General features: G+C 66.3%; 27 protein-coding genes, 2 tRNA genes and 1 pseudogene. 16 read left to right on the top strand and 14 right to left on the bottom strand.

Going from position 1 to position 23,403, the window contains the following annotated elements; all coding sequences use genetic code 11:
• The first annotated feature begins 6 nt into the window (after positions 1-6).
• Positions 7-1,149 carry a site-2 protease family protein gene (locus ACAH01_RS02665; RefSeq protein WP_372480144.1) on the top strand — a complete coding sequence of 381 codons (1,143 nt, stop codon included), beginning with the start codon at positions 7-9 and terminating at the stop codon, positions 1,147-1,149.
• Positions 1,150-1,171: 22 nt separating this feature from the next.
• Here the strand turns inward: ACAH01_RS02665 and ACAH01_RS02660 are convergent, their stop codons facing one another.
• Positions 1,172-2,506 (bottom strand): aryl-sulfate sulfotransferase, encoded by a 1,335-nt coding sequence (locus ACAH01_RS02660; protein ID WP_372480143.1) that lies wholly within the window; start codon positions 2,504-2,506, stop codon positions 1,172-1,174.
• An 83-nt stretch (positions 2,507-2,589) separates the two neighbouring features.
• On the opposite strand from ACAH01_RS02660, the gene ACAH01_RS02655 reads away from it, so the two are divergent.
• From ACAH01_RS02655 to ACAH01_RS02645, 3 genes are all read left to right on the top strand, one after another.
• Positions 2,590-3,426, top strand: coding sequence for a ZIP family metal transporter (locus ACAH01_RS02655; protein ID WP_153554540.1), 837 nt, complete (start codon positions 2,590-2,592; stop codon positions 3,424-3,426).
• Positions 3,427-3,534: 108 nt separating this feature from the next.
• Positions 3,535-3,708, top strand: a complete 174-nt coding sequence (locus ACAH01_RS02650) for a DUF5786 family protein (protein ID WP_012807936.1) — start codon at positions 3,535-3,537, stop codon at positions 3,706-3,708.
• Positions 3,709-3,875: 167 nt separating this feature from the next.
• Positions 3,876-4,790, top strand: coding sequence for a decarboxylating 6-phosphogluconate dehydrogenase (locus ACAH01_RS02645; RefSeq protein WP_372480142.1), 915 nt, complete (start codon positions 3,876-3,878; stop codon positions 4,788-4,790).
• Positions 4,791-4,795: 5 nt separating this feature from the next.
• Here ACAH01_RS02645 and ACAH01_RS02640 read toward each other — a convergent pair whose 3' ends face one another.
• Positions 4,796-5,251 carry a type IV pilin gene (locus ACAH01_RS02640; RefSeq protein ID WP_372480141.1) on the bottom strand — a complete coding sequence of 152 codons (456 nt, stop codon included), beginning with the start codon at positions 5,249-5,251 and terminating at the stop codon, positions 4,796-4,798.
• Positions 5,252-5,706: 455 nt separating this feature from the next.
• The gene (locus ACAH01_RS02635; RefSeq protein WP_372480140.1) at positions 5,707-6,510 is read right to left on the bottom strand and encodes a hypothetical protein; all 804 of its coding nucleotides are present in this window, start codon (positions 6,508-6,510) and stop codon (positions 5,707-5,709) included.
• 434 nt (positions 6,511-6,944) lie between these two features.
• Between ACAH01_RS02635 and ACAH01_RS02630 the strand changes: the two genes are divergently transcribed.
• Together ACAH01_RS02630 and ACAH01_RS02625 are read left to right on the top strand one after the other, a co-directional pair.
• Positions 6,945-7,526, top strand: coding sequence for a 2Fe-2S iron-sulfur cluster-binding protein (locus ACAH01_RS02630; RefSeq protein ID WP_153554543.1), 582 nt, complete (start codon positions 6,945-6,947; stop codon positions 7,524-7,526).
• A gap of 64 nt (positions 7,527-7,590) precedes the next feature.
• Positions 7,591-7,663: transfer RNA gene (locus ACAH01_RS02625), tRNA-Arg, on the top strand.
• A gap of 192 nt (positions 7,664-7,855) precedes the next feature.
• On the opposite strand, the gene ACAH01_RS02620 is transcribed toward ACAH01_RS02625, so the two are convergent.
• Positions 7,856-8,371: a DUF302 domain-containing protein gene (locus ACAH01_RS02620; RefSeq protein WP_372480139.1), complete on the bottom strand. Its 516-nt coding sequence runs from the start codon at positions 8,369-8,371 to the stop codon at positions 7,856-7,858.
• Positions 8,372-8,522: 151 nt separating this feature from the next.
• Here ACAH01_RS02620 and ACAH01_RS02615 point away from each other — a divergent pair, with 151 nt between their 5' ends.
• Complete coding sequence (locus ACAH01_RS02615; RefSeq protein WP_372480785.1) at positions 8,523-9,845, top strand: M28 family peptidase; 1,323 nt, start codon at positions 8,523-8,525, stop codon at positions 9,843-9,845.
• A gap of 142 nt (positions 9,846-9,987) precedes the next feature.
• Here the strand turns inward: ACAH01_RS02615 and ACAH01_RS02610 are convergent, their stop codons facing one another.
• The 3 genes and pseudogenes from ACAH01_RS02610 to ACAH01_RS02600 form a co-directional block, all read right to left on the bottom strand.
• A complete protein-coding gene (locus ACAH01_RS02610) occupies positions 9,988-11,937 on the bottom strand; it encodes an ABC transporter ATP-binding protein (RefSeq protein WP_372480138.1) in 1,950 nt (649 codons plus the stop codon).
• A 67-nt stretch (positions 11,938-12,004) separates the two neighbouring features.
• Complete coding sequence (locus tag ACAH01_RS02605; RefSeq protein ID WP_372480784.1) at positions 12,005-12,334, bottom strand: DUF192 domain-containing protein; 330 nt, start codon at positions 12,332-12,334, stop codon at positions 12,005-12,007.
• 165 nt (positions 12,335-12,499) lie between these two features.
• Positions 12,500-12,985 (bottom strand): annotated as a pseudogene (locus ACAH01_RS02600) (DUF192 domain-containing protein); the annotation flags it as partial.
• Between the two features lie 86 nt (positions 12,986-13,071).
• Between ACAH01_RS02600 and ACAH01_RS02595 the strand changes: the two are divergent.
• Positions 13,072-13,144: transfer RNA gene (locus ACAH01_RS02595), tRNA-Val, on the top strand.
• Positions 13,145-13,501: 357 nt separating this feature from the next.
• On the opposite strand, the gene ACAH01_RS02590 is transcribed toward ACAH01_RS02595, so the two are convergent.
• Entirely contained in the window at positions 13,502-13,669 is a 168-nt protein-coding gene (locus ACAH01_RS02590) for a hypothetical protein (protein ID WP_012807947.1), read from the bottom strand.
• Positions 13,669-13,854, bottom strand: a complete 186-nt coding sequence (locus ACAH01_RS02585; RefSeq protein ID WP_153554548.1) for a hypothetical protein — start codon at positions 13,852-13,854, stop codon at positions 13,669-13,671. The genes ACAH01_RS02590 and ACAH01_RS02585 overlap by 1 nt, the downstream gene beginning before the upstream one ends.
• A gap of 168 nt (positions 13,855-14,022) precedes the next feature.
• Between ACAH01_RS02585 and ACAH01_RS02580 the strand changes: the two genes are divergently transcribed.
• Together ACAH01_RS02580 and ACAH01_RS02575 are read left to right on the top strand one after the other, a co-directional pair.
• Positions 14,023-14,985, top strand: a complete 963-nt coding sequence (locus ACAH01_RS02580; protein WP_170092679.1) for a hypothetical protein — start codon at positions 14,023-14,025, stop codon at positions 14,983-14,985.
• A gap of 67 nt (positions 14,986-15,052) precedes the next feature.
• Entirely contained in the window at positions 15,053-15,694 is a 642-nt protein-coding gene (locus ACAH01_RS02575) for an HVO_2922 family protein (RefSeq protein WP_372480137.1), read from the top strand.
• A gap of 49 nt (positions 15,695-15,743) precedes the next feature.
• On the opposite strand, the gene ACAH01_RS02570 is transcribed toward ACAH01_RS02575, so the two are convergent.
• From ACAH01_RS02570 to ACAH01_RS02560, 3 genes are all read right to left on the bottom strand, one after another.
• Positions 15,744-17,204 carry an aryl-sulfate sulfotransferase gene (locus tag ACAH01_RS02570; protein WP_372480136.1) on the bottom strand — a complete coding sequence of 487 codons (1,461 nt, stop codon included), beginning with the start codon at positions 17,202-17,204 and terminating at the stop codon, positions 15,744-15,746.
• Positions 17,205-17,276: 72 nt separating this feature from the next.
• A complete protein-coding gene (locus ACAH01_RS02565) occupies positions 17,277-18,008 on the bottom strand; it encodes a sugar phosphate isomerase/epimerase family protein (protein ID WP_372480135.1) in 732 nt (243 codons plus the stop codon).
• Positions 18,009-18,076: 68 nt separating this feature from the next.
• Positions 18,077-18,967, bottom strand: a complete 891-nt coding sequence (locus tag ACAH01_RS02560) for an ArsR family transcriptional regulator (RefSeq protein ID WP_372480134.1) — start codon at positions 18,965-18,967, stop codon at positions 18,077-18,079.
• Positions 18,968-19,125: 158 nt separating this feature from the next.
• Here ACAH01_RS02560 and ACAH01_RS02555 point away from each other — a divergent pair, with 158 nt between their 5' ends.
• The 5 genes from ACAH01_RS02555 (at position 19,126) to fer (ending at position 21,798) form a co-directional block, all read left to right on the top strand.
• The gene (locus ACAH01_RS02555) at positions 19,126-19,605 is read left to right on the top strand and encodes an RNA-binding protein (protein ID WP_153554554.1); all 480 of its coding nucleotides are present in this window, start codon (positions 19,126-19,128) and stop codon (positions 19,603-19,605) included.
• Positions 19,606-19,994: 389 nt separating this feature from the next.
• Complete coding sequence (locus ACAH01_RS02550) at positions 19,995-20,213, top strand: hypothetical protein (protein WP_153554555.1); 219 nt, start codon at positions 19,995-19,997, stop codon at positions 20,211-20,213.
• A gap of 171 nt (positions 20,214-20,384) precedes the next feature.
• Entirely contained in the window at positions 20,385-20,822 is a 438-nt protein-coding gene (locus ACAH01_RS02545) for a hypothetical protein (protein ID WP_372480133.1), read from the top strand.
• A 13-nt stretch (positions 20,823-20,835) separates the two neighbouring features.
• On the top strand, positions 20,836-21,045 hold the full coding sequence (locus tag ACAH01_RS02540) for a helix-turn-helix transcriptional regulator (RefSeq protein WP_153554557.1): 210 nt from the start codon (positions 20,836-20,838) through the stop codon (positions 21,043-21,045).
• Between the two features lie 102 nt (positions 21,046-21,147).
• Positions 21,148-21,798: a ferredoxin Fer gene (fer, locus tag ACAH01_RS02535; RefSeq protein WP_372480132.1), complete on the top strand. Its 651-nt coding sequence runs from the start codon at positions 21,148-21,150 to the stop codon at positions 21,796-21,798.
• A gap of 66 nt (positions 21,799-21,864) precedes the next feature.
• On the opposite strand, the gene ACAH01_RS02530 is transcribed toward fer, so the two are convergent.
• The gene (locus tag ACAH01_RS02530) at positions 21,865-22,533 is read right to left on the bottom strand and encodes a hypothetical protein (RefSeq protein ID WP_153554559.1); all 669 of its coding nucleotides are present in this window, start codon (positions 22,531-22,533) and stop codon (positions 21,865-21,867) included.
• A gap of 80 nt (positions 22,534-22,613) precedes the next feature.
• On the bottom strand, positions 22,614-22,763 hold the full coding sequence (locus tag ACAH01_RS02525; protein WP_170092686.1) for a hypothetical protein: 150 nt from the start codon (positions 22,761-22,763) through the stop codon (positions 22,614-22,616).
• Positions 22,764-23,027: 264 nt separating this feature from the next.
• Here ACAH01_RS02525 and ACAH01_RS02520 point away from each other — a divergent pair, with 264 nt between their 5' ends.
• Positions 23,028-23,369, top strand: a complete 342-nt coding sequence (locus tag ACAH01_RS02520; protein ID WP_170092687.1) for a hypothetical protein — start codon at positions 23,028-23,030, stop codon at positions 23,367-23,369.
• Positions 23,370-23,403: the final 34 nt, after the last annotated feature.

The following is a 23,403-nucleotide window of genomic DNA, read 5'->3' as shown; positions in this document are numbered from 1 at the left end:
AGTGGTATGCGCTCGTTCAAAGTCGCGCAGGTGTGGGGAATTCCGATCAAGATCCACATCTCGTTGCTCGTCGTGTTGCCGCTGTTCGCGTGGCTGCTGGGCAGCGGCCAGCAGATCGAACTGTACGCCGGCCTCATCGAGGGGCTGACGGGTGCGCCACTCGACACCGACGCGCTCACCGTCGACGGCGCGATCCCCTGGATCATCGGCTCGGCCGCCGCCGTCGGCCTGTTCGTCAGCGTCGCCTTGCACGAGTTGGGCCACGCCTGGGCCGCGCTGCGCTACGACCTGGAAGTCGAATCGATCACGCTGTGGATCCTGGGCGGTCTCGCCAGCCTCAGTGCGATCCCCCGCGAGTGGAACAAGGAGTTCTGGATCGCCGTCGCGGGACCTGCCACCAGCATCCTCACCGGACTTGCCTGTTACGGCGCGCTGTTCGTGATCCCGGCCTCCCAGCCCGTAGTCGTCTTCGTGGTCGGCTGGCTCGCGGTGACCAACGTCGTGCTCGCGGTGTTCAACATGGTCCCGGCGTTCCCGATGGACGGCGGTCGGGTCCTGCGGGCACTGCTGGCCAGGAACCGCAGCTACGCCGGGGCCACCAGGACGGCTGCGACCGTCGGGAAGCTGTTCGCGATCCTCTTCGGGGCGGCGGGCCTGCTCGGCGGGTTCAATCCGATGCTCGTGTTGCTGGCGCTGTTCATCTACGGAGCCGCGAGCAGCGAGTCTCGAACCGTCGCACTGGGTGATCTACTGGAGGGGCTGACTGTCACCGACATGGCGGCCGCGCCCGACGCCACCATCGAGGCCGACGCCACGGTCTCGGAGCTGGTGACCCGCATGTTCGCCGACCGCCGCACCGAGTTCGCGGTCGTCGAAGACGGGAACGTGGTCGGAGTCATCAGCGGCGACGACTTCCGGGCGGTCGCGCCCGAGGAACGCGAGACGACGACCGTCGCCGACCTGATGGCGACGGACCTGCCGACCTTCGACGGCTCGATGCCGGCCTTCGACGCGCTCGTGGCACTCGATCAGGCACGGGCCAGCGAGGCGTTCGTCTCGACGCCGGACGGGACCCGCGTCGTCTCGCGGACGGACTTCGCGGCCGCGATGGAGATGCGGAAGGTGCTCGGCCGGGGCGAACCGCTGTAAGGCGTCGGACCCCCCGACGGCGTCACGGCGCACGCCAGCGGTCGATCCCGCCACCGACGACCAGTACGAGTCCGACCAGCGAGAACCCGAGGTGGGCCTCGCCGAACCAGAAGGGCGTCGACGGGACGGCCGCGCGCAACACCGTCATCCCCAGCGAGAGGACGGGCACGTCGCCCCCCGGCGTTTCCGGCGTCGCCGTCGGGGTCTCGCCGCCCGTCTCTCCCGTGGGCTCTCCGGCGGAGTAGCGCTGCCCGCCGACGCGCTCACCCTCGGGCAGTCGTTCGGCCTCGTAGGGGATGCGGGGCGTCTTCGTGCTCCAGACAACGGTGCCGTTCCGGTCGATCTCGAAGATGCGAGTGTTGAGCGTGTCCGTCACCAGCGTGTTCCCGTTTGCCAGCCGGTCAGCGTCTCGGGGCCAGTCAAGCTGGATGCCACCCGCTCGCTCCAGGGTCCAGGCGGGCTCCCACTCGCCGCTCTCGGTCCGGTGGAGTTCGACGACGCGGTCGTTGTCGCTGTCGGCGACCAGCACCGCCCCGTCGCCGAGCCACTGGGGGTTGTGCTGGTGGTTCAACACGTCCGGATCGCCACACCGCACGTCGCCATCGGCGTCGGGAACGAGCTGTTCGCCCCGGACGAGACAGCTGTCGTCGCTGCCGCCGCGGTCGGCGTTGATCACCTCGACGGCACCCGCGCCGCGCTCGACGACGACGAGCTGGTTGGCGTTGCGCACCGAGACGAGATAGTGGCTCTCGTTGATCACGTCCACGTCGTTGATGTGGAGCCAGTCGCGACGGGTCGGGTCCTCGGGGGCGGTGTACAGCTCGCTGGCTCGCCACTCCCAGGTCACCTCGCCGCCACGGACGGCCACGAGGCGCTCGGCGTCCATGTCGGTCATGAGGTACTCGCCCGAGGGGAGCCGTTCCACGTCGTGGACCTCGCTGTTGCCCTCGCTACGGACCGGGAAGGCGTGCTCCGAGACGACGCGCGGGCCGCCGTCGGCGTCGGGATCGACGATCCGAAAGCCGGTCTTCGTACAGGGCGTCTCGTAGGGGCCACAGCCGTCCTCGTAGCCGGAGTGCATGAACCCGGCCATCACCGACCCGTTCGGGAGCATGGTCACGTCGAAGTAGCTGTCGGCGCTGTCCTCGCGCCAGGCAGTCGCGTCGCTGTCGACCAGGTAGACGCTCCCGTAGTCGTGCCAGCCGGTACCACCGCCCTGCGAGCCGACGAGGGTCTGTCGCCCGTCGCCGTCGGTCACGCTCCGGTCGGGCGCGGTCACGGCACCGACGGCGAGTGTGCCGACGATCACCAGCACGCCGAGGCCGACGAGCGCGAGTCCGCGAGCCCTGCGGTCCATTGGGTCGGCCTGCGCCGAGCGCGAGCAAAAGCGTTCCGCCACGGATCCGACAACAGTTAAATCCTCCCGGGAGTGGGTGCGGTATGCTACAGACGATACCGGAGCTGTTCGTCCGAGTCGTGGGGACCGATCCGGTGGTCCAGGGACTGGTCGGCGGGATCGTCATCGCCACGATGAACCTCTTCGGAGCGTCGCTGGTGCTGGTGTGGCGCGATCCGTCGGAGCGGGCCTTGGACGGCGCGCTTGGCTTTGCCGCGGGCGTCATGCTGGCAGCGGCGTTCACGAGCCTCATCATCCCCGGCATCGAGCAGTACTCCGGCGGGGACCCGCTCCCGACGCTGGCCGGCGTCGTCCTCGGGGCCCTCTTTCTCGATCAGGCAGACCGGTTCGTGCCCCACGCTCACTACCTCCTGACCGGCAGCCGCCGGACCGACGCCGCGGACCCCGGTGATCGACTGCCGGGCGTCGACGAGCGACTCGGCGCGGTCGTCCTGTTCGTGCTGGCGATCACGCTGCACAACATGCCAGAGGGACTGGCCGTCGGCGTGGGCTTTGGCTCGGGCAACGTCGAAGAGGCGATCCCGCTGATGATCGCGATCGGGATCCAGAACGTGCCGGAGGGGCTGGCCGTCTCCGTGGCCGCGATCAACGCCGGGCTAGATCGTCGCGCCTACGCCGTCTTCGCCGGGATCCGGTCGGGCGTGGTCGAGATCCCGCTGGCGGTGCTCGGAGCGGTCGCGGTCAGCGTCGTCGCACCGCTGCTGCCCTACGCGATGGGCTTTGCCGCGGGGGCGATGCTGTTCGTCATCAGCGACGAGATCGTCCCCGAGACGCACACCAGGGGGTACGAACGCGTCGCGACGCTGGGGACGATGGCCGGCGTCGTCGTGATGCTGTACCTCGACATCGCACTGGGATAGTCGGGCGGCCTCGTACCGAGCACCGACGGCGAGGGCCGCGAGCGTGACGCTCTGCCGTACCGCGGGCGAGCCACGGTGCTTTTGTAGCTGACTGGTGTGGGTCTAGACATGGGATTTGGTAGCTACGACGAGTCCGAACAGAAGGATCAGGACAACGACATCGACGAGGACGAGGCCGTCAACGTCCACAACAACGACCACGACGGCGACGTCAGCTTCGAGTCCGACGCCGACCAGGACGAGCTGATCGGCCGCCTCGACGAGATGCGCGACGAAGAGTAAAAGACCGTTCTCACACTGTCGGCCGTCAGTCTGGAGCGACCGTCGCTATTCCGGGTGGCGACGAACGCGACACGGCGACAGTAGCCACTTTCGATGGGCCGTCTGCCGGCGAGTTCGAGGAACCGAAAACCACAATCCATACCACACAGCCCCCGAGAGCTACCGGTATGGAACTCGGCGTTATCGGACTCGGGCGGATGGGACGGATCGTCGTCGACAGGACACTCGCGGCCGGCCACGACGTGGTCGCGTTCGACATCTCCGAGGAGGCCGTCGCCGACGCCGCCGAGGCGGGTGCGACGCCGGCCGACTCGATCCCGGACGTGGTCGAGCAACTCGGCGCGGAGAAGCGCATCTGGCTGATGGTCCCGGCCGGCGACCCGATCGACGCCGCGCTGGACGAACTCGACGGACTGGTCGACGCCGACGACGTGATCGTCGACGGCGGCAACTCGAACTTCCACGACACGCTCCGGCGCGCCGAGCGCACCGACGCCGCCTACGTCGACTGTGGCACCTCCGGCGGCCCCGCGAGCGCCGAAGAGGGGTTCTCGCTGATGGTCGGCGGCCCGGAGTGGGCCTACGAGGCACTGGTGCCCGTCTTCGACGCGGTCGCGACCGGACCCGCGGGCCACGACCGCATGGGTCCGACCGGCAGCGGCCACTACGTGAAGATGGTCCACAACGGCGTCGAGTACGCCCTCATGCAGGCCTACGGCGAAGGGTTCGAGCTGCTCGCGGAGGGGCGCTTCGACCTCGATCTCGAATCGGTCGCACGCACGTGGAACAACGGCGCAGTCATCCGCTCGTGGCTGCTGGAGCTGTGTGAGGAGGCGTTCCGCGAGGAAGGCACCGACCTCGGAGACGTGGCCGACCGCGTCGAGGGCGGCTCGACGGGCACCTGGACCGTCCAGGAGGCCCTCGAACAGGAGGTGCCGACGCCGCTGATCTACCAGGCGCTGGCCGAGCGGTTTTCGTCGCGATCGACCGACGGCGACGACCCCGGTCGGTTCGCCCGGCGGCTGGCCAACCGGCTCCGCTACGGGTTCGGTCGTCACGACGTGCCGCGTCGCGAAGGGTGACTACTTCAACTGCCTTTGTCGGGAGCTCTGAAGCTAGAGAGCGTAGCGGACGTGTCCCCGTCCTTGTAGACGACCCGAACGTCGTCGCCCGGCTCCACGTCCACAGTGATCGAGTCGCCGGCGACGACTCGTCCGTCGTCGCCGCTGACGGCACCACCCCCGTCCGCCCAGAAGACGCGTTGGCCTCCGGAGACGATCGATATCTCACTCGCAGGAATCGAGTCCCCACCGGCGTGCTGGATCTGCACCTGTCCGGCAGACTGTTCGTAGTCGAAATTGAACGAGGCTGTCGGAGTCTCCGGTGCCGTCTCGGATCCAACCCCGAGGACGAACGAGGCCAGCACCGCCGCGAGAACGACCAGCACCACGAGCGCCACCACCAGCACGACGCCGCCGACGCCGAGGCCGACCGCTATTTTCCCACCGGTTCCGAGTTCGTTCCACGATTCGCGCAATCCCATACGCTTTCTCTCCGAATCTCCTATTTTAATTTTGCTTCTTGTAGTAGCGTTTCAGCCACCTTTTGACAGTAGCTGGCAACCGCGAGGGGATGAGCCACACAAGATTGTTGAGACACTGGCCGGCGGAGTGGGGCGCAGTACTCCTCCTCACGTGTGCTTGTGGTGGCGTCGGGGGCTGGGAGGCCCCGGATCTGCGAGCCCACCGAAGGCTATGCGTCTCCGTTGTCGAGGATCGTCGGCAGGAATGAGTAGGCGATGACGAGAACAGTAACGACAAGCAGCCAGAATCCGAGTGATCCGATATCATTTGCTCCGGCCGCTAAAATTGCTAGAGCAACGCCAGCGACGGCGGTCCGGATTGCCCGAAGATGAGCCTGTAGTGACGCGTCAGATTTCGTCATTGTTGGGTTATATGTGCTTCTGCGCCGTTGTAACTAATTCGGTCCAAGACGTTGTCAGAGTTCCTCCCTTGGGTCGACCGAGTCTGCGATACTCCAGACTTTCTGGGCCTCGGGGCTAATTTGGAGGGAAAGTCCTCCCTTTCCACCAGTGATACTCTCAATCGCAGACGTGGGACTGACAGAGGTGGTGTGATTGTAGGATCCCCAAAGAGTCGACGGTACTTTGCCGTCTCGCAGACGGAACACACCGCTAAGAGTCGCTGTGGCTCGTGGAAGCGGGTCAGGGTTCACGTCTCTCTTGTCGTGGTTATGAATCTTCACGGTACCGGCGAGGGCATCATCTGCGACGTCATCTGATGTAAACCGTGCGCTGTGGTCCTTGCTTGCCCTGACGACGGGATTTCCCACAGGAGCCCAGTCGGAGCTGTTGTATCCAACACCGATTGCGTCATCACACCAGTATGCATGCCCCAGTGTCATCGTTGGGTCACGGAGGGCCATGCCGACGGAAACCCGCACTTTGTCGTCACTCCCGTCGACCTTATTTTGACTGACGAACAGTTTGGAATCCGTGTTTTCCGGATCTCCGTATTTGTGTTGAGGACTGATGCGGTCTGCATCGTCGGTCTCCTCTGCGAGCGTCTCTGGATCGGTCTGTACGCTGAAGTCGTTGTGCGACTTGACAGTTGGATCCTCGATACCGAGGTCTTCCAGGTTTGCCCGGGCACCGGCAGCACCGTCCTGGATTATGCCCCGGTGAAACGCCTTATTGACCTTCTGTTTGGAGAGTCCGTGTGTGCGTCGGGCGGCGCTAACAGTTCCGACGGTACTCAGAGCCGCGACCGATCCTGCTGCCATGCGAATGAAACTTCGTCTATCTCGCATTGCGTCTTCGCAGACGTGTCTATCAATTATATTTTTTTTTTGTTTATACTTACTTATATTTTTTAATTCCTAATATTAGAGATATTACTGATGGTGGCGAGATCCGCGAGGGTCGAGCGGTGCTCTGTGTCGATCTGCGGGCGGCCATCAGCGAATGAGGTTGAAGCGTTGCTCAGGGAAGCACAAGTGCCCGCGACGGCGCGGGCGACAACACCGCCACGCCAGTGACGCCGCTGACACAGATGTACGTCTCCCTTCCTGTTGCCCCTAGCAGTTATTGTCGCGAACTCATCGACGTGCCACGACGGAGTGAATCCTCTCATCCCGCTTATGGTTGCCCCGAAGACGGGAGCCCCGCCCTCAGCCAAAACAACAGCTAAATAAGCCAGTGCTCCAAAGCTTCGCGCATGGTAGAACCAGTGAGTGTCGCCGCTGGGGCCGTGCTCACCATCGTCGTCGTCGCGGTCCACTACAGCTCGGGCACGGGCTGGGAACCGAACGAGGATATCTCCCAGAACGTGATCGAGAAACGAGCGGCGACGGTGCCGGAGACGGAGTTCCCCGAGCCGTACAACCGCTCGATCGGCGGTGGCGGCAGCGCGGCGGCGATCCCGGCGGGCGAAGAGGGCGCAGAGCTCGAAGAGGGCCAAGAGGAGGCAGACGACGGATTCGACCCCGACGAGATCGCCGACGACGAGGTCGAGTACTACGAGATCGAGTTCGCCAAGGAAGGCGAGACGATCGAGGTCGCGAACAACGAGACCATCCTCGACGCTGGCGAAGACGAAGGCTGGGACATGCCCTACGCCTGCCGACAGGGCCAGTGTGTCTCCTGTGCCGGCCAGATCACCGACGGTGCCGCCAGCGACTACATCCGCCACAGCCAAAACGAGTCGCTGTTCGACGACGACATGGAAGAGGGCTACTGCCTGACCTGCGTCGCCTACCCGACCGACGAGTTCACCATCGAGACCGGCGAGCAGCCCTGACCGAGCCGGAGCTGTTCTCCGCGACCGATCGATTCAAACCGATTCGAGAGCAACGGTTTTGCGAGGGCGGCTAGTTCAGTGGACAGAACGCCTGGTTCCGGACCAGATGGTCGGGGGTTCGAATCCCCCGCCGCCCGTACAGCGAACGCAGTGAGCGAACCGGCAGCGCGGGAGTCGAAGCACGGAACGAACGAGCGAACGCGAGTGCGTTCAGGCGGTTCGAATCCCCCGCCGCCCACTATTCTGTGAGGAGTGGACACGACGAACGAATAGCTGACCGAAGGCGGTTCGTCTTCCCGCGGCACAGCACCAGAGAGGGTTCCAGCGTGTCACTCGCCGCTGGCCAGGCCGGCCAGCGCCGAGCCGATCGTCTCCAGCGTCCCGGCCCGGTCGTAGATCCCGTGGCGCTGTGCGAGCCAGGCGGGATCGTTGTAGGTGACGGTGACGGTTCCCTCGACCGCCGTGACCAGGAGCTTCTGTGGGAGATCGATCGCCACGCTCCGGGCAGACTGCATCAGCGGTGTCCCGAGCTGTGGGTTCCCGAACACCAGCAGCGTCGTCGGCGGGAGCTCCAGGCCGGCCGAGGCGGCGTTTGCGGCGTGATCGACGGTGGCGACGAGCGTCAGGTTCTCGTTGTCCTCGATCGCCGACGAGATGCGGTCGACGGTCGCATCGAAGTCGGCGTCGCTGGTCACGGTGACGAGGCCGTCGGCGACTCGGCGACCGCTCGGCCGCTCGTCTCTGTGGGTCGCGCGGCCGCGCTGTCCCGTCACAGTGCCCGCGAGCGTGAGCCCCGTCCCGGCGAGCGCGAGACGGAGGAACTGTCGTCTGTCGTGGTCGGACATTACGTCTCCGAGTTCGAAGCCGGCGAGTAAGTTATACGCCCAGTACGGGGCGAAACGGACGCTTTCCGGCACCGCGAGGTGAGAAAGCCGGTCTTTCCGCGCGACGGATCGGACCCCGTGATTCAAACCGATGCCGAACCCAGAGACGGACATGACCGAGTGGATCGGCGAGACGTTCACGAGCGACGCGGGCTGGACACACCTCACCGAACTGGTCGATACGGGCACCCGGATGGCCGGCAGCGAGGGAGAACGGGCGGCCGCCGAGGCGACGCGGGACGCCCTCGCGGCGTACGCCCGCGACGCCGGGCTGTCCGCGTTCGACATCCAGGGCTGGGAGCGCGAGACGAGTGCGATCACGGCCGGCGACGAGACCGTCGCCAGCGACGACCGAGCGGTGATCGCGCTCCCGCGCTCGCCGGCCGGTGCGGTGACCGGTCGGCTGGTCGACGCCGGCCACGGCCTGCCCGAGGAGTTCGACGAGGCGGACTGCGAGGACGCGGTGGTGATCGCGCGCTCGGACGTGCCCGACTGGTACGACCGCTACATCCACCGCCGAGAGAAGTACTACCACGCCGTCGAGGCGGGTGCGGCGGCGTTCGTCTACGTCAACCACGTCGAGGGGATGCTGCCGCCGACCGGCAGCGTCGGCACGCCCGAGGAGCCACTCGGCGAGATCCCCGCCGTCGGTGTCGCCAGCGAGACCGGTGCACGGCTGGCCCGCCGCCACGAGGGCGACGAGGTGACCGTGGCCGTCGACTGTGAGACACGGCCCGCGACGAGCCAGAACGTCCACGCCGAACTCGGGCCCGACACCGACGAGGCGGTGCTCGTGACCAGCCACGTCGACGCCCACGACATCGCGGAGGGAGCGATGGACAACGGCGCGGGGACGGCGACGCTCGTCGAAGTCGCGAAGGCACTCGCCGCTCGCGAGGACGAACTGGACACGCGCGTGGAGTTCGTCGCCTTCGGTGCCGAGGAGGTCGGACTCGTGGGATCGAGCCACCTGGCCGACCGGCGGGAGTTCGAGACCGTCGCGGCGGTCCTGAACCTCGACGGCGTCGTCCGCGGCCGGACGCTCCAGTGTTTCACGCACGGTTTCGACGGCCTGAGCGAAGCCACCGACGCCGTCGCCGACCGGCTGGAACACCCGATAACGACCGCCCCGACGATGAGCCCCCACAGCGACCACTGGCCGTTCGTCCAGTGGGGCGTCCCCGGCATCCACGTCATGAGCGAGACCGACGGCGAGGGCCGTGGCTGGGGGCACACGCACGCGGACACGCTGGACAAACTCGAACCCCGGACGCTACGCGAGCAGGCAGTCCTCCTGACGGAACTGGCGGTCGAGCTGGCGGACGACGAACGGGCGGTCGATCCCAGGCCGCCCGCAGCCATCGCCGAGGCGCTCGAAGAGCAGGACCTCGCGGAGGGGATGCGGATCGTCGGCGACTGGCCCTACGACGACTGACAGCGCCGGCTCCGCACCGATCGCACTGCTGTCCTGCGATCGGGTGTGCATTGATTTTCAATGGCTACTATAGCGAACTCCCGCCTACCCTTCTGTTTCGGTCGGTGCAGCGGGCTCGTACAGAATGTCTCAGCAATCTCTTTCAGTCGTCGTCCCCGACCTCAGCGTCGACCTGCGAGCGGCGTTCGGTCGCGCGCCGGACGAACTCCTCGGGGAGTTCGTCGATCTCGCCGGCCTGGACGGCCCAGAGGTTGGCGTACAGGCCGTCCTCGCCCAGCAGGTCGTCGTGGGTGCCTCGTTCGACGACCTGGCCGTCTTCGAGCACGACGATCTGGTCGGCGTCTTTGACCGTCGAGAGGCGGTGGGCGATGGTGAAGGTGGTTCGGTCGGCGGTGAGTCGGTCCAGCGAGCGCTGGATCAGCATCTCCGTCTCCGTGTCCACGTCGCTGGTGGCCTCGTCGAGGACGAGAATCTCGGGGTCTTTGAGGATCGCGCGGGCGATGGCGACGCGCTGGCGCTGGCCGCCCGAGAGCTTCACGCCGCGCTCGCCGACCATCGTCTCGTAGCCGTCGGGGAGGTTCTGGATGTAGCCGTGGGCCTCGGCGGCCTTGGCCGCCTCGCGGATCTCCTCGTCGGTGGCGTCGAAGCTCCCGTAGGCGATGTTGTCGCGGACGGTGCCGTGAAAGAGGAACGTCTCCTGGCTGACGTAGCCGATGGCGTCCCGCAGGCTCGGGATGGTCACGTCGCGCACGTCCTGGCCGTCGATCCTGACCGCGCCGTCGTCCACGTCGTACATCCGCATCAGGAGTTTCATCACGGTCGACTTGCCCGCGCCAGTCGGCCCGACGAGTGCGAGCGTGTCGCCACCGTCGACGGTGAAAGACACGTCGTCGAGGATCACCTCCTCGTCACTGGGATCGCTCCCCTCTCCGTACCCGAACGTGACGCCGTCGTACTCGACTTCCCCGTCGGTGACTGCCAGCTCCTCGGCGTCGTCGGTCTCCTCGATGAGGCTGGGCGTGTCCATCAGGCCGAAGATGCGCTCGGCGGAGGCGTAGGCCCGCTGGTACATGTTGATGATCTGCCCGAACTGGGCCATCGGCCAGATGAACCGCTGTGAGAGGAGGATGAAGACGACGAACTCACCTTCGGACAGCGTCCCGGTGAAGATCCACGGTCCTTCACCGCCGTACACCCAGAGCCCGCCGACGAGGAAGGTGACGACGAAGCCCACGCCCGCGAGCACGCGCAGGCCAGGGAAGAACTTGATCCGGGTCTTGATCGCGCCCCAGTTGGCGTCGAAGTAGTCACGAGAGGTGTCCTCGACGCGGTCGGACTCGTAGCTCTCGGTGCTGTAGGTCTTGATGACCTGGACACCGCCGAGGTTGTTCTCCAGCCGGGAGTTGAGCTGGCCGACTGAAGAGCGCACGTCGGCGTACTTGGGCTGGATCGCTTTGATGAACCGGTAGGTGAAGAAGCCGATCGCCGGGACGATCACCAGTGTCAGGAGTGCGAGTTGCCAGTTGTAGTAAAAGAGGATCGCCGAGATCCCCAGGACCATCACCGACAGCCGGAACGCCGAGTTCATCCCGTCGTTGAGGAACCGTTCCAGGCGGTTCACGTCGTTGCTGAGGACCGACATCATCTCGCCGGTCTGCTTGTCGGCGAAGAAGTCCATGTTCAGGCGCTGCATCCGGTCGTAGGTGTCGGTCCGGACGGCGTGTTGGATGCGCTGAGCGAAGGCGTTCCACCCCCAGTTTCGGGTCCAGTGGAACCCGGCACCGAGGATGAACGCCCCGGCGATGATACTCGACGCGAGTATCACCTGGGATTCGGGATCGGTGGCGTACACGGAGAGGTCGACCGGCCCCAGCGCGAACGGTCGATTGTCCCGGAAGATCGCGTCGACGGCGATCCCGAGCAACACCGGGGGCAGCAGATCCAGCAGCCGCGCGACGATACTACTCAGTAGACCGACCGTGAACGCGCCGGTGTTGTCCCGGCCGTACTCGGCGAACAGCCGGCGCATCGGGTGATCGACGTTTTCTCGAACGTCCTCGAAGGCGTCGTCGTCCCCGGCGTCGACATCCATGCACGCTTGTGAATGGGTCGGTCACCTAAAGCCCGTCGTCTCCGTGAGAACAGCACACACGGAGCAGCTACGACGCGGTGACGTTCGGGAGTCGCAGTCGGTCGCCGACGGAGACGCCGGTCTCGTTGGTCCAGCCGCGGTTGACCTCCAGCACGTACTTCCCGGTACCGGGATACCGGCGCTCGTACTCGCCGTCGGGGACCGGCGCGTGGTGAATCCGGGTGACCGTGCCGTTGGGCGCGACGTAGACGATGTCCAGCGGGAACGACATCTCTCGCATCACGAAGGCGTGCTCGCCGGTTTCGGGAAAGACGAACAGCATGCCCTCGTCCCACGCCAGCGAGTCGGTGTCGCTCAGCCCGGTGATGCGTTCGCTGTCGTTGTCCGCGATCGCCACGGAGACGGTTCCCAGCGGCGTACACGCCTCGTCCAGTGCGGTCACGGTCGCGTTCGTCGGCGACGGCGCCCCCGTCGGTCCGGCGTCACAGGACGGAGTCGATGCGGTCTGTCGGTCTGGGCCGCTCTCGTCGCCGGTCCCCGCAGGATCGGTCGTCTCGCCGGGAATCTGTACCCGGTCGCCGACGCGGACGCCGGTCTCGTTGGTCCAGCCGCGATTGACCTCCAGGACGTACTTGCCCTCGCCGCTGTACTCCCGGAGGTCGCTCTCGCTGGCTCCGTCGGCGGGCGTGGGCGCGTGGTGAATCCGCGTGATCGTCCCGTTCTCGGCGACGAAGACGATGTCCAGCGGGAACGACATCGCGCGCATCACGTAGCCGTGGCGCTCCTGTCGGTCGTGGACGAACACCATCCCCTCGTCGGCAGCCAGCGACTCGGTCCGGCTGAGCCCGACGAGTCGCTGCTGCCACGTGTCGGCGATGCGGGCGTCGACCACGCCGAGTTCCGTCCCGTCCTCGTCGACGACCGTCACCGTCGTCCGCTCGTAGCTCCCCGGATCGACGAACTGGAGCCAGACGCCCGACCAGACGACGAGCGCTCCGACGACGAGGAGGGCGATAACTCCCCCGACGACCGCTGTCGACCGCTCCATGCTCGACCCCTGGGGTGTGATCGGGGTAACGCTGTCGCCTCCAGAGAGAAAGGGTTATTTCCCCGCATCGTTTCTCTGCCGGTGTCGGGCCCGTGGTCTAGTGGTTATGACGCTTCCCTTACAAGGAAGAGGCCGGTGGTTCAAATCCGCCCGGGCCCATTCTGCTGCGAACGACAGTGAGCAGCGAATGGCACACGCGGATTTGAGCCCTGCGAGACGAGCGAAGCGAGTCTTCCTCCGGTTCAAATCCGCCCGGGCCCATTCTGCTGCGACGAGTGGACACGAGGGGCGGAGCAATCACGCCGGGTGAGGATTTGAGCCTTGCGAGACGAGCAGCGTGAGTCTCGCTTCGGTTCAAATCCGCCCGGGCCCATGCTGCTGCGAACGACAGTGAGCAGCGAATGGCACGCGCGGATTTGCACCCTGGAAGACGAGCGAAGCGAGTCTTCCTCCGGTTCAAATCCGCCGAGAGCGCACGGCGCAAAGCGCCGCGAACGCCCGCTCATGATCCGTCGCTCACATCGCACCGGCGACGCCGCTGCCGATCGCGGCCCCACACTCGCCGCAGGCGACGAGGTAGAACCGCTTGGAGGCGGTGAAAAAGCCCGTCGTCGAGTCCATGTCGACGAACTCCACGTCGTCTTGCTGATCGAGCGTCGCCTCGCACTCGGGACAGTGGGCCATCAGACCGCACCTCCGTTCGACTTCGCACCGGCGACGCCGCTGCCGATCGTCAGGCCGCAGGCGGCACAGTTGGCCGTGTAGAACCGTTTTGAGGCTTTGATGAAGCCAGTCGTGGCGTCGGTCTCGGCGAACTCGATGTCGTCGGCCGTTTCGAGGGTCGTCTGACATTCAGGGCAGTGTACCATGCGGCCGGGCCTGCGCCGGCCTGCGGTAAATACTTCGTGGTGATACTACCGGCTGTAAATCTGTGAACGATTTCGCCACCCCAGGGTGGCGAAGATCTTCACGAAGTTACAGCCGTCAGTATGAGTGTCACCCCGAGACGTTTGTCCCGCGAAGTCGTAGGGTGCCACATGCCCACCTGCTACGCCGCGCTGGACGACCGTCTGCTGGTGATCGAGGACGACGACTGGATGGCCCGGGAGCGACCCGTGGCGGACTCACTGGAGTGTGTCGCCGCCGCGCCGGAGCGTCCCGGGCGGGTCTTCGTCGGGACCGTCGACGCGGGCCTCCAGTACAGCACCGACGGCGGTGACAGTTGGACCACTGGACTGGACACCGACGACCGTGTGACCGCCGTGACGGTCAGTCCGCACGATCCCGACGTGATCTGGGCCGGGACCGAGCCCTCGCGGGTGTATCGATCGACCGACGGCGGCGACTCCTGGAGCGAGCGGCCCGGGTTGCAGGACCTCCCCTCGGCGTCGCGGTGGTCGTTCCCGCCGCGGCCGGACACCCACCACGTGCGCTGGATCGCCGTCGATCCGACCGATCCCGACCGTCTGTCCGTCGCAATCGAGGCGGGCGCGCTCGTCCGGACGGACGACGCGGGCGAGCACTGGGAGGATCACCCGGACGGAGCGCGGCGAGACAACCACACGCTGGGCACCCACCCCGACGCGCCCGAACGCGTCTACACGGCGGCCGGCGACGGCTACGCCGAGTCGCGAGACCGCGGCGACACGTGGTCGTTCCCCCAGTCGGGACTCGATCACCGCTACGTCTGGGGACTGGCAGTCGGCGCGGACCCAGACGATGTCGTCGTGTCGGCGGCCACCGGTGCCCGTGATGCACACAGCACGGAAGGCGAGTCCTACGTCTATCGGCGGACCGAGGACGGCTGGGAGCGGGCGATGTCGGGACTGCCGGGCCCCGACGGGCTCGCGCGGGCGGTGCTGGCCGCCCACGACGGACGGTTCTACGCGCTGACGAACCACGGGCTGTTCGCGAGCGAGGACGGGACGGCGTGGTCGGCGCTGGATCTGGCCTGGCCCGACGAGTATCGCCAGCTTCCCCGCGGACTGGCGGTCGTCTGACCGCGAGCGCGGTCGACGGTGAGACGAGGGTCACCACTATGTGTTTGCCACTTGACGATCAGAATGTATGCCAGAAGAGACCATCCACGAGTCCAGCGAGACGCGCAGTCGAAACGGTATCGCGTCGTACTTCCGGCGGCTCGCCCGCAGGTTCGCCAGGGGCGAGCCCGCACCGGCCGACGAGGAACAGACGGTGACGGTGTCGGCACCGCCGGAGGCCGACCTGGAGACCGAAATCGAGCGGGAAGGCGAGCGGCTGAGCCTCGAAATCGAGGTCGGCTGGACCGAAGAAGCAGGGGCCGTCGACACCGACGCGGCCGCGAGCAAGGCGACGTTCGAGCTGTACGAGGACAGCGCCGAGGAGTGGCGCTGGCGGCTGGTCCACGACAACGGCAACGTCATCGCCGACGGGGGCGAGGGATACTCGTCGGCCCAGAAGGCAGAGCAGGGATTAGAGAGCGTCCGCTCGAACGCGCCGGGCGCGAACGTGATCGACCAGTCGAAAGACGACGAGAGCCAGGACGGCGGGAGCGACGCGACCTTCGAGCTGTTCGAGGACAGCGCCGGCCAGTGGCGCTGGCGGCTCGTCCACGACAACGGGAACATCATCGCCGACGGCGGTCAGGGATACGCCTCGAAGCAGAAGGCAAAGCAGGGACTCCACAGCGTCAAGCAGAACGTCCGGGGTGCAGAGATCGAACGCCAGTAATGACATCCTCCCCGGCGTTCACGCCAGGGAGGGCAGCCACCGGGTCCGATCAGAACGGGAGTCGTCGCCGGAGCCCGCCGAGGAGTCGCTTGCGCCGCAGGATGGCTTCGCCGCCGGCCCAACTCACCGCGAGCAGGCCCGCGCCGACGAGGAACGCGGCGTCCCACGAGGAGAGCCAGACGGGACGGAACCACGGCATGTAGTGGCCCCACAGCTGTGCGAGGGCGTTCGCGGGACCGGACAGCAGCGTCCCCGAGAACGTCGCCTGGAGCCGAGCCGGGAAGTCGAGGTTGTCGCCGGTTCCGGGACGCAGGCCCGCACTACCGGAGAGTTCGTAGCTGCCAGTGGCGTTTTGCTGGCGGATCGTCGGGCCGTTGGACTCGTCGCCGGTCCCCAGTCGCTCGGCGTCGTACGGTCCCCAGGTGGCGTAGTACTCCCAGACGATCTCGCCGGTGGGCGTGACCTCGATCACGCGGTGGTTGAGGCTGTCGACGATCAGCGTGTTGCCGTTCGGGAGTCGGTCGGCGTCTCGTGGCCACTTGAGCGAGTCCGTTCCGACCTCCCAGGTCCGTTCCCACGAGCCGTTCAGGTGGGCGTACTCGACGACCCGGTCGTTGCCGCTGTCGGCGACAAGCATCGTCGGCGTCCCGTTCTCGCCGATGAGGTAGTCGGGGTTGTGCTGTTCGTTGAGCACCGAGTAGTCGTCGTCACGACCCAGTCGCTGGACGATCTCGCCGGACCGTCGGTCGACGACGATCGTCTGATCGAAGTTGCGCGGCGACAGGAGCAAGCGATGCTCGCCGACCTGGTCCACGTCGTTGAGGTGGCTCCAGTCGGCGTTCATACCGCCGTCGGTGTCGTTGTGGAAGTGCTCGCGGAACCGCCAGCGCCAGGTAATCTCGTCGGTGGTCAGGTTGTAGACCACCACTTCGTCGTTGCTGACCTCGCTGGTCTCGTTCCAGGCCCGCATGTGGCCGATCACGAGTTCGTCCTCGCTGAGCATGTCGGCGTCGTGGGTGTCTTCGAAGGGGAAGCGCCGTTCCCAGACGCGCTCTCTGGTCTCGGGATTTAGCTCGTAGATCAGCGTCTCGCCGCTGCGGGGCGAGACGACGAGCAGGTTCCCATTGTCGAGGGGATCGACGTCGAAGAACCAGGCACCGGACCCCTGTCGGCTCTGGTAGGTCCAGTCCGTGTTCGCGCGCTCGTCGGCCGCGATCAGTCGAGCGGGCTTCTTGTCGTTGACCGAGCCCTCGAAGGTGTACCCCTGAACGCTGACGATCGTCGTGTTGTCGGCCGGCTGGGTCACCGTCCCGCGCTGGAGGGTGGTGTCCTCGGCCGACGTGGAGGTCGCTACGTTGACCGCGACGACCGCGAGCAACACACAGATCGTCGCGAGCAGAGCGAATCGGAGCCAGTCGGCAGAGGTAGCGTTCGCACGCGCTCGTGCGACGCGAGCAGTCAGTCCTGTCCCGATCCGTCGACAGGAAGCGAGCAGGCCGTCGGAGAACACGGGTGCGACTACTCCGACGGCACCTCTATACTTTTCGACTCCTCCGGCCCTCGCGGTCGTTACGGACGGCGATCAGGACAGGAAGCGCTCGGCCGCGTGGTCGAGTTCGCCGACGGGATCGTCCTGTGATCCGTTCTCGTAGATGCGCCACTCGATGCCGGCGCGTTCGGCGGCGTCGAAGACGGCGTCGTAGTCCACGTCACCCGTGCCGAAGGCGGCGTGGGCCGGTTCCGGGGCGTCGACGTGCGTGTCCGTGCAGTGCAGCAGGTCGATCCGGTCGGCGTGGCTGTCGATCACCGCGGCCGCGTCGACGCCGGCGTAGGTCGCCAGCCCGACGTCGAGTTCGAAGGCGACGCTGTCGGTCGCCTCGACGAGCACGTCGAAGGCCGTCCGACCGTCGAGATCGGCGAACTCGGCGTCGTGGTTGTGATACAGGAGCGGATAGTCGTGGTCCGCGAGCCGGTCGGCGAGCCCGTCGAGGCGGCGGGCCGTCTCGCGGACGCGCTCGACGGTGCCGAACGACTCGCTGTCGAGGTAGGGAACCACGAGCCGTTCGGTCCGGAGCGAGCGGTACTGCTCGACCGTCGCCGCCAGATCGTCTTCGAGGGCGTCGACGGGGACGTGTGCGGCCGGCACCGCGAGGCCGGTCTCGTCGAGTGCCGTCCGGACGGCCTCGGAATCTGCCTCGGGGACGCGGTAGGCGTACTCGACGCCGTCGAAGCCGGCCCCGGCGACGCGATCGAGGAGTTCGGGGACGGAACAGTCCATGTCTCGGAGCGTGTACAGCTGGATGGCACTGGCCATTGACAGAGAAGAGAGAGGGAATCGTCTTCAGCGTTGGTCTACGTGTCACGCGAGCGACGGACGGGGCGTCACTCGGCGGGCGTCGCCGGGTCGCGGCGCGTCTCGACGATCTCGAGATCACCGTCGACGACGACGGCGAGCCGGTCGCCGTCGCGAGTCACGTCGACGCGGAGCCGCCAGGGATCGTCGTCGACGACAGTGACCGGGTGGTCGTCGACACACCAGTCGAGTCGCCAGTAGGGCGTCTGTGCGAGGTCGACGCCGTGATCCTCGTAGAAGCTCACGACGGGCGACTGGTCGAGGAGTCCCAGCCCGACGGCCGAACAGAGTTCGTGAGCACACTGCCGGCAGCGGTGGGTCGCCCGCACCGAGACGCCCAGACAGCAGTCCTCGCCGCGTCCGATCGTCGTCGCCATCCGGCCGTTACACTCCGGACAGACGCCGTCCTTGGCGAGACAGTGGAGGTGGCGCACGCGCTGGTCGAACGCCGACAGGATCTCCGCGTCGGTCCGGTCGTGGAGTCCCCCCGGCGGGAACGGATACTCGCCGTGGCCGTGCCCACACGACGGGCAGGTGATCGACAGCTGCTCGTCGACGTAGTTGGCCGACAGGGTCGCGCCACAGCGGACGCACGGATCGTCGATCTCGATCTCGCGTTCCGGATGCTGGGTGAACGAGCCGGCGAAGATGGCCTGGACGATCCGCTCGCCCGCGGTCCGAAGCTCGTACCCGTCGTCGGTCTTGCGGACGAACTGGTCGGTCAGCTTCCCGAGGTGGTAGTTGAACTGCGCGCTGTCGGTCATCCCGACTTCCGCACGGATCTCGGAGAAGGCGGCCGGCTCGTCGAGTCGCCACAGCGCTTCGAGGATCGAGAGGCGCGTCTCCTCGCCGACGATCGCGAAGGCGTCGGCCGGCGCGAGACAGTCCTCACAGTCCTGGAGGTCGTCTGCCCTGCTCATACCCGACGGACGGGGGCGACGAAGTAAACTGTTCGCCAAAGCGGTCTTTTGTAGCACAGCAGTCAGGATCCGGGACGGTGCCCCCAGTACAGCGCCGTCCGACGAGGACGCCGGCCGAGAACGGTCGATTTATCTCCGCTGCCCACGACGATGCGGGCATGAACGTCAAGTCGCGCCACCACCTCAGGGCCGACGAGATCGACGCCATCGAGGAGGCCGTGGTCGCGAACCTCGGCGTGGAACTGGACGCCGACACCTTCGAGAAAGTGGAGTTCGAGGACAGCGACTGGGACGTGGTGCTGGTCGACGGCGACCCGCTCGTGCTGTACGTCGACGGCGAGCCGTTCCTCACCGTCGAGGGACTCAACGCGTACCCGCCCGAAGACCACGTCGTCACCGTCGACAGCGGCGCGATCTCGTTCGTCTCTGACGGCGCAGACGTGATGCGACCCGGCATCACCGAGGCCGACGACGACATCGCCGCGGGCGATCTCGTCGCGATCAACGAGGAATCACACGGGAAGTTCCTCGCCGTCGGGCGTGCGAAGGCGAGCGGCGACGAGATGGTCGGCGACAGCGGGAAGGTCGTCGAGTCGATCCACCACGTGGGCGACGATCTCTTCGAGTTCTCCGTCTGATCCGAGGGGACCGGACGAGCGAAGCGAGTCCGTCTTTTCACCCATGTTTTGCGAGGAGTGGTCGCGCTAGCGATCCGACGAGTCAAAAGATGGTTGCGCGACGATCTCTTCGAGTTCTCCGTCTGATCCGAGGGGACCGGACGAGCGAAGCGAGTCCGTCTTTTCACCCATGTTTTGCGAGGAGTGGTCGCGTCAGCGACCCGACGAGTCAAAAGATGGTTGCGCGACGACCTCTTCGAGTTCTCCGTCTGATCCGAAGCGACCGGACGAGCGAAGCGAGTCCGTCTTTTCACCCATGTTTTGCGGGAGGGCATCGGAGCGATGCCGTCAGTTCGGGGAGCCCCGCAGGCTCGGAGCAGCTATTTCCGTGTCGTGGTCGTGTGCAGCGTATGGAGACAGCGACGCGACTGTACGACCGCGTCGACGCGTGGTTGCGAGACCGCTCTCGCGTGCCGTACGCGGCGATACTGGGGACGGCGACGGGACTCGGTGTCCTCGTCGTCGGACTGGTGTTGGGCAGCGGATTGCTCGTCGTCCAGGCCGTCACGATGGCAGTCGTCGTGTTCGGGCTGGAGTGTGTGTTCGGAGTTCACCAGACCGACGAGTGACGGAGTTGGCCGTCATCACCCAGAGACAGTTGGAGCGGAGTGACGACCACCGCTGGTGCTTTCCCGGACAGTGACGACGTGAGCGGCGACCGAGAGCTGGGTCTGAGCGGTAGCTTTATCTGGGTGTAAAGTATTCTTTACTGTAAAGGGTGCTTTACACCTGCGATACCCATGAGCGAGGAACTCACCGCCAGACAGCGAGTCGAGAAGCGCGAGCAGTACAGCCAGTGGATCAACAGGTCGGTCGGTTTCGGCGTGCTGAGTTTCTTCGTCGCGACCGCGCTGTGGATGCTGACCGACAGAGCCGTGGTGCTCTTCGCGGGACTGGGACTGTACTGGCTCGGTTGTCTCGGGATGGCCGTCGGGTACTGGCAGTCGCCCGTGTCGGTCGGCGACGAACTCGAACGGCGGATGGAGCGCGAGGCGAGTCAGACGACGTTCCTGTTCGTCACCGTCGTGGCGATACTCGGTCTGCCGGCCGATGTCGTCCTCTCGACGACCGGCGTCTACACCGCTCCCGCCGCCGTCAGGGGTGCGCTCTGGGGATATCTCCTGTTGATCCTCGTGTTCGGAGCCGTCCACCGGTTCGTGAAGCGACAGTACGAGTGAGCCAGCGAGGAGCATGAAAAACGAGATCGACACCTACCGGGAACGAGCGGGGTTGAGCCAGGGCGAACTGGCAACAGCCGTCGGTGTCTCACGACAGACGATCAACGCGGTCGAGCGAGAGCGGTACGATCCGTCGCTGGCGCTGGCGTTCAAGCTCGCCGCCTACTTCGAGTGCCGCGTCGAGGCGCTGTTCGAGCCCGACCTGGAGCCGGTCGGAGAGTGAGCGAACGCACCCCCAGATTGAAGGGTGAGGGTCGGCGGCCGAAGTCGGCGCGAAAACAGTGTAGGGCGAAGGTTTATTCCCACCATACCACTAGCAGCGGGCGTGGCGTCCCCGTTCGAAGTTCTCGCCGTCGACCCGGACGCGAGCGACGAGGCAATCGAGCGCGCTTACAGGGAGCGGGTCAAAGAGACCCATCCCGACCACGGCGGCTCGCTGGAGGCCTTCCAGTCGGTGCGGGCCGCGTACGAGCAGATCCTGTCGGGCGAGGCCGACGGCACCGAACGACAGCGCGCCGACGACGCCGACAGCGACGACGACGGCGGCTCGATCCACCCGCGCGTGGAGTATCTCAACTACGAGGTACTGGACGATCACGGCTGGCACGCGGACGACGACGACCTCTTCGAGAAGGCGGCCGGGGCCGGACTCGACGACACCGACTACGGGAGCTTCCACGTCTACCCCCGCGAGTCGGTTCTGGAGGCCGCAGAGCGCAACGACTTCGCCTGGCCCTTCGCCTGCCGTGGCGGTGCGTGTGCCAACTGCGCGGTCGTCGTCCTGTCCGGAGAGCTGACGACTCGCGTCGATCACGTACTGCCCGACGAAATGGTCGACCGGGGCTTTCAGCTGGCCTGCAACGGGATCCCGACGAGCGACGAGTTGCAACTGCTGTACAACGTCAAGCACATGGCCGAACTCGAAGAGCTGCTGTTGCCGCCACGGCCCTTCGAGCAGGCCCACTCCGACGACTGAGACCGACCCCTCGGTCTGTGAGAGAGTTGGGCGGTGAGCGCGCGTGCCAGAGCCCGCCGAGTGGTATCAGTCCAGTCGGTCGGCCAGTAGCTCGCTGACGACCGCGCCGGGCGACTCCCCGTCGAGCGCCGCGCGCCGACGCAGTTCGCGGTACACGGCCGGATCGAGCGCGAGTTCGAGTTCGCCCAGTCGGACCCCCTCGGCTTCGAGCGCGCTGGCGACCGACTGACCGTCGTTGACGTCGCTCGCGACCGAGCGGACCTGTCGGACGGTCAGGTCGTGATCGAGCGCGGCCCAGGCGAGCTGGAGGCGGGCCTCGCCACCGACCCGAGCGATGTGTTTGGCCGCGGTGGGAGCGATGTGTCCCATCGCGACGTGACGGCGGATCGAGCGCGGGAGGTCGTGGACGCGAGACCACTTGCGGATGAACGAGACGGTGGCGTCGCCCCCAGCGCGTTCGGCGGCGGCCTTGTACGATCCCTCACCCCGGACCAGCGCGGCACAGGCGGCCGCACCGCGCAGCATGTAGACGTTGTCGTCGGCACCAGCGGTGTTCTCCGAGAACGCCCGGACGGTCCGTGCAGCCAGGTCGAGGCTCTCGGGGTCGTCGGGGTCGAACTCCACGGCCTCCTCGGCGCGCTGGCCGGTCAGGGAGGGGTCACCGCGGATGACCGGCTTCCCGACCGGCGACTCGCGCTCGGCGTGGCTGGGGCCGTCGTGGCCATCGGCAGTCATCACTTTCCGTTGGGAACGGTCCGATAAAAGGGTCCGGTCCGACGTGTACCAGGACACGTCGAGACGCGTCTCACAGCGACTCAGTCGTCTGCGGCAGCGTCGTCTCGGTTCTCCGAGAGGTGCTCCCAGATCTCGGTACAACCGCATCCGTCCTCGACATCGTCGAGGTGGTCGGTCGCTGGCTCTTCGGCTTCGACGTCTTCGCGTGAACTCTGTTGTGCGTCTGTCATTGGTTTGTGCATCGCGCCAGTGAGCGCGGTGTTTCGGTACTCACCCGTACTACCTACACCCGCATAAAGCCGCTCTCACCCGTAATCCCTTCCACCACTCCCGTTTGCCGGCAATTTGTGCAGGTATCTCCGACGGCGGGCCACGAGCGCCGGTCAGTGCCACCAACACACATGGACCACCAGAGAGAGCGGGGATCGTCGCAGTTGCGGCGAAACTTGGCTACGCCGAACGACTGACGTGGCCGGCGGATCTAATGACATCTAATGACGACCGACGTTCACCAGCTCGACGACGGGGCCTGGATCAGCGTCAACGACTCCCGAGAGGTGAACGTCAGCGACCTGTGGTTGCTGGCGGAAAGTGAGCTTTGCCGGTGTGAGCCCACCGATTTCCTCGCCGAAGGGTTCGTCGATACGGGCGTCGACCCCCCGAATATTCAGGCCCGTATCGCCGGTCGCTGTATCGCCTGTGGAACGGAGGGCGTGACTGACTGGCTCACCGTCGGACGCGTCATCGACCCCGAATCGGGCGAGTTCTACGGTGTCGTCCACGACAGCGTCCACATCCCGGAGAAGCGCCACCGACTGGCCGACCCGCAAGAATAGGCAACATCATCCTGTTGCGGGGAGAGGTGGGGAG

The organism is Halomicrobium sp. HM KBTZ05 (assembly GCF_041530035.1).
GTDB lineage: Archaea > Halobacteriota > Halobacteria > Halobacteriales > Haloarculaceae > Halomicrobium.
Note: the sequence above shows the minus strand (reverse complement) of the source record. Positions and strands in the feature narration are given on the sequence as shown.

Excerpts from the sequence above, each read along its gene's own strand:
- ACAH01_RS02665 (WP_372480144.1), top strand. The coding sequence starts at position 7 with ATGCGCTCGTTCAAAGTCGCGCAGGTGTGGGGAATTCCGATCAAGATC.
- ACAH01_RS02660 (WP_372480143.1), bottom strand. The coding sequence starts at position 2,506 with ATGGACCGCAGGGCTCGCGGACTCGCGCTCGTCGGCCTCGGCGTGCTG.
- ACAH01_RS02655 (WP_153554540.1), top strand. The coding sequence starts at position 2,590 with ATGCTACAGACGATACCGGAGCTGTTCGTCCGAGTCGTGGGGACCGAT.
- ACAH01_RS02650 (WP_012807936.1), top strand. The coding sequence starts at position 3,535 with ATGGGATTTGGTAGCTACGACGAGTCCGAACAGAAGGATCAGGACAAC.
- ACAH01_RS02645 (WP_372480142.1), top strand. The coding sequence starts at position 3,876 with ATGGAACTCGGCGTTATCGGACTCGGGCGGATGGGACGGATCGTCGTC.
- ACAH01_RS02640 (WP_372480141.1), bottom strand. The coding sequence starts at position 5,251 with ATGGGATTGCGCGAATCGTGGAACGAACTCGGAACCGGTGGGAAAATA.
- ACAH01_RS02635 (WP_372480140.1), bottom strand. The coding sequence starts at position 6,510 with ATGGCAGCAGGATCGGTCGCGGCTCTGAGTACCGTCGGAACTGTTAGC.
- ACAH01_RS02630 (WP_153554543.1), top strand. The coding sequence starts at position 6,945 with ATGGTAGAACCAGTGAGTGTCGCCGCTGGGGCCGTGCTCACCATCGTC.
- ACAH01_RS02620 (WP_372480139.1), bottom strand. The coding sequence starts at position 8,371 with ATGTCCGACCACGACAGACGACAGTTCCTCCGTCTCGCGCTCGCCGGG.
- ACAH01_RS02615 (WP_372480785.1), top strand. The coding sequence starts at position 8,523 with ATGACCGAGTGGATCGGCGAGACGTTCACGAGCGACGCGGGCTGGACA.
- ACAH01_RS02610 (WP_372480138.1), bottom strand. The coding sequence starts at position 11,937 with ATGGATGTCGACGCCGGGGACGACGACGCCTTCGAGGACGTTCGAGAA.
- ACAH01_RS02590 (WP_012807947.1), bottom strand. The coding sequence starts at position 13,669 with ATGGCCCACTGTCCCGAGTGCGAGGCGACGCTCGATCAGCAAGACGAC.
- ACAH01_RS02585 (WP_153554548.1), bottom strand. The coding sequence starts at position 13,854 with ATGGTACACTGCCCTGAATGTCAGACGACCCTCGAAACGGCCGACGAC.
- ACAH01_RS02580 (WP_170092679.1), top strand. The coding sequence starts at position 14,023 with ATGCCCACCTGCTACGCCGCGCTGGACGACCGTCTGCTGGTGATCGAG.
- ACAH01_RS02575 (WP_372480137.1), top strand. The coding sequence starts at position 15,053 with ATGCCAGAAGAGACCATCCACGAGTCCAGCGAGACGCGCAGTCGAAAC.
- ACAH01_RS02565 (WP_372480135.1), bottom strand. The coding sequence starts at position 18,008 with ATGGCCAGTGCCATCCAGCTGTACACGCTCCGAGACATGGACTGTTCC.
- ACAH01_RS02560 (WP_372480134.1), bottom strand. The coding sequence starts at position 18,967 with ATGAGCAGGGCAGACGACCTCCAGGACTGTGAGGACTGTCTCGCGCCG.
- ACAH01_RS02555 (WP_153554554.1), top strand. The coding sequence starts at position 19,126 with ATGAACGTCAAGTCGCGCCACCACCTCAGGGCCGACGAGATCGACGCC.
- ACAH01_RS02550 (WP_153554555.1), top strand. The coding sequence starts at position 19,995 with ATGGAGACAGCGACGCGACTGTACGACCGCGTCGACGCGTGGTTGCGA.
- ACAH01_RS02545 (WP_372480133.1), top strand. The coding sequence starts at position 20,385 with ATGAGCGAGGAACTCACCGCCAGACAGCGAGTCGAGAAGCGCGAGCAG.
- ACAH01_RS02540 (WP_153554557.1), top strand. The coding sequence starts at position 20,836 with ATGAAAAACGAGATCGACACCTACCGGGAACGAGCGGGGTTGAGCCAG.
- ACAH01_RS02530 (WP_153554559.1), bottom strand. The coding sequence starts at position 22,533 with ATGACTGCCGATGGCCACGACGGCCCCAGCCACGCCGAGCGCGAGTCG.
- ACAH01_RS02525 (WP_170092686.1), bottom strand. The coding sequence starts at position 22,763 with ATGACAGACGCACAACAGAGTTCACGCGAAGACGTCGAAGCCGAAGAG.
- ACAH01_RS02520 (WP_170092687.1), top strand. The coding sequence starts at position 23,028 with ATGACGACCGACGTTCACCAGCTCGACGACGGGGCCTGGATCAGCGTC.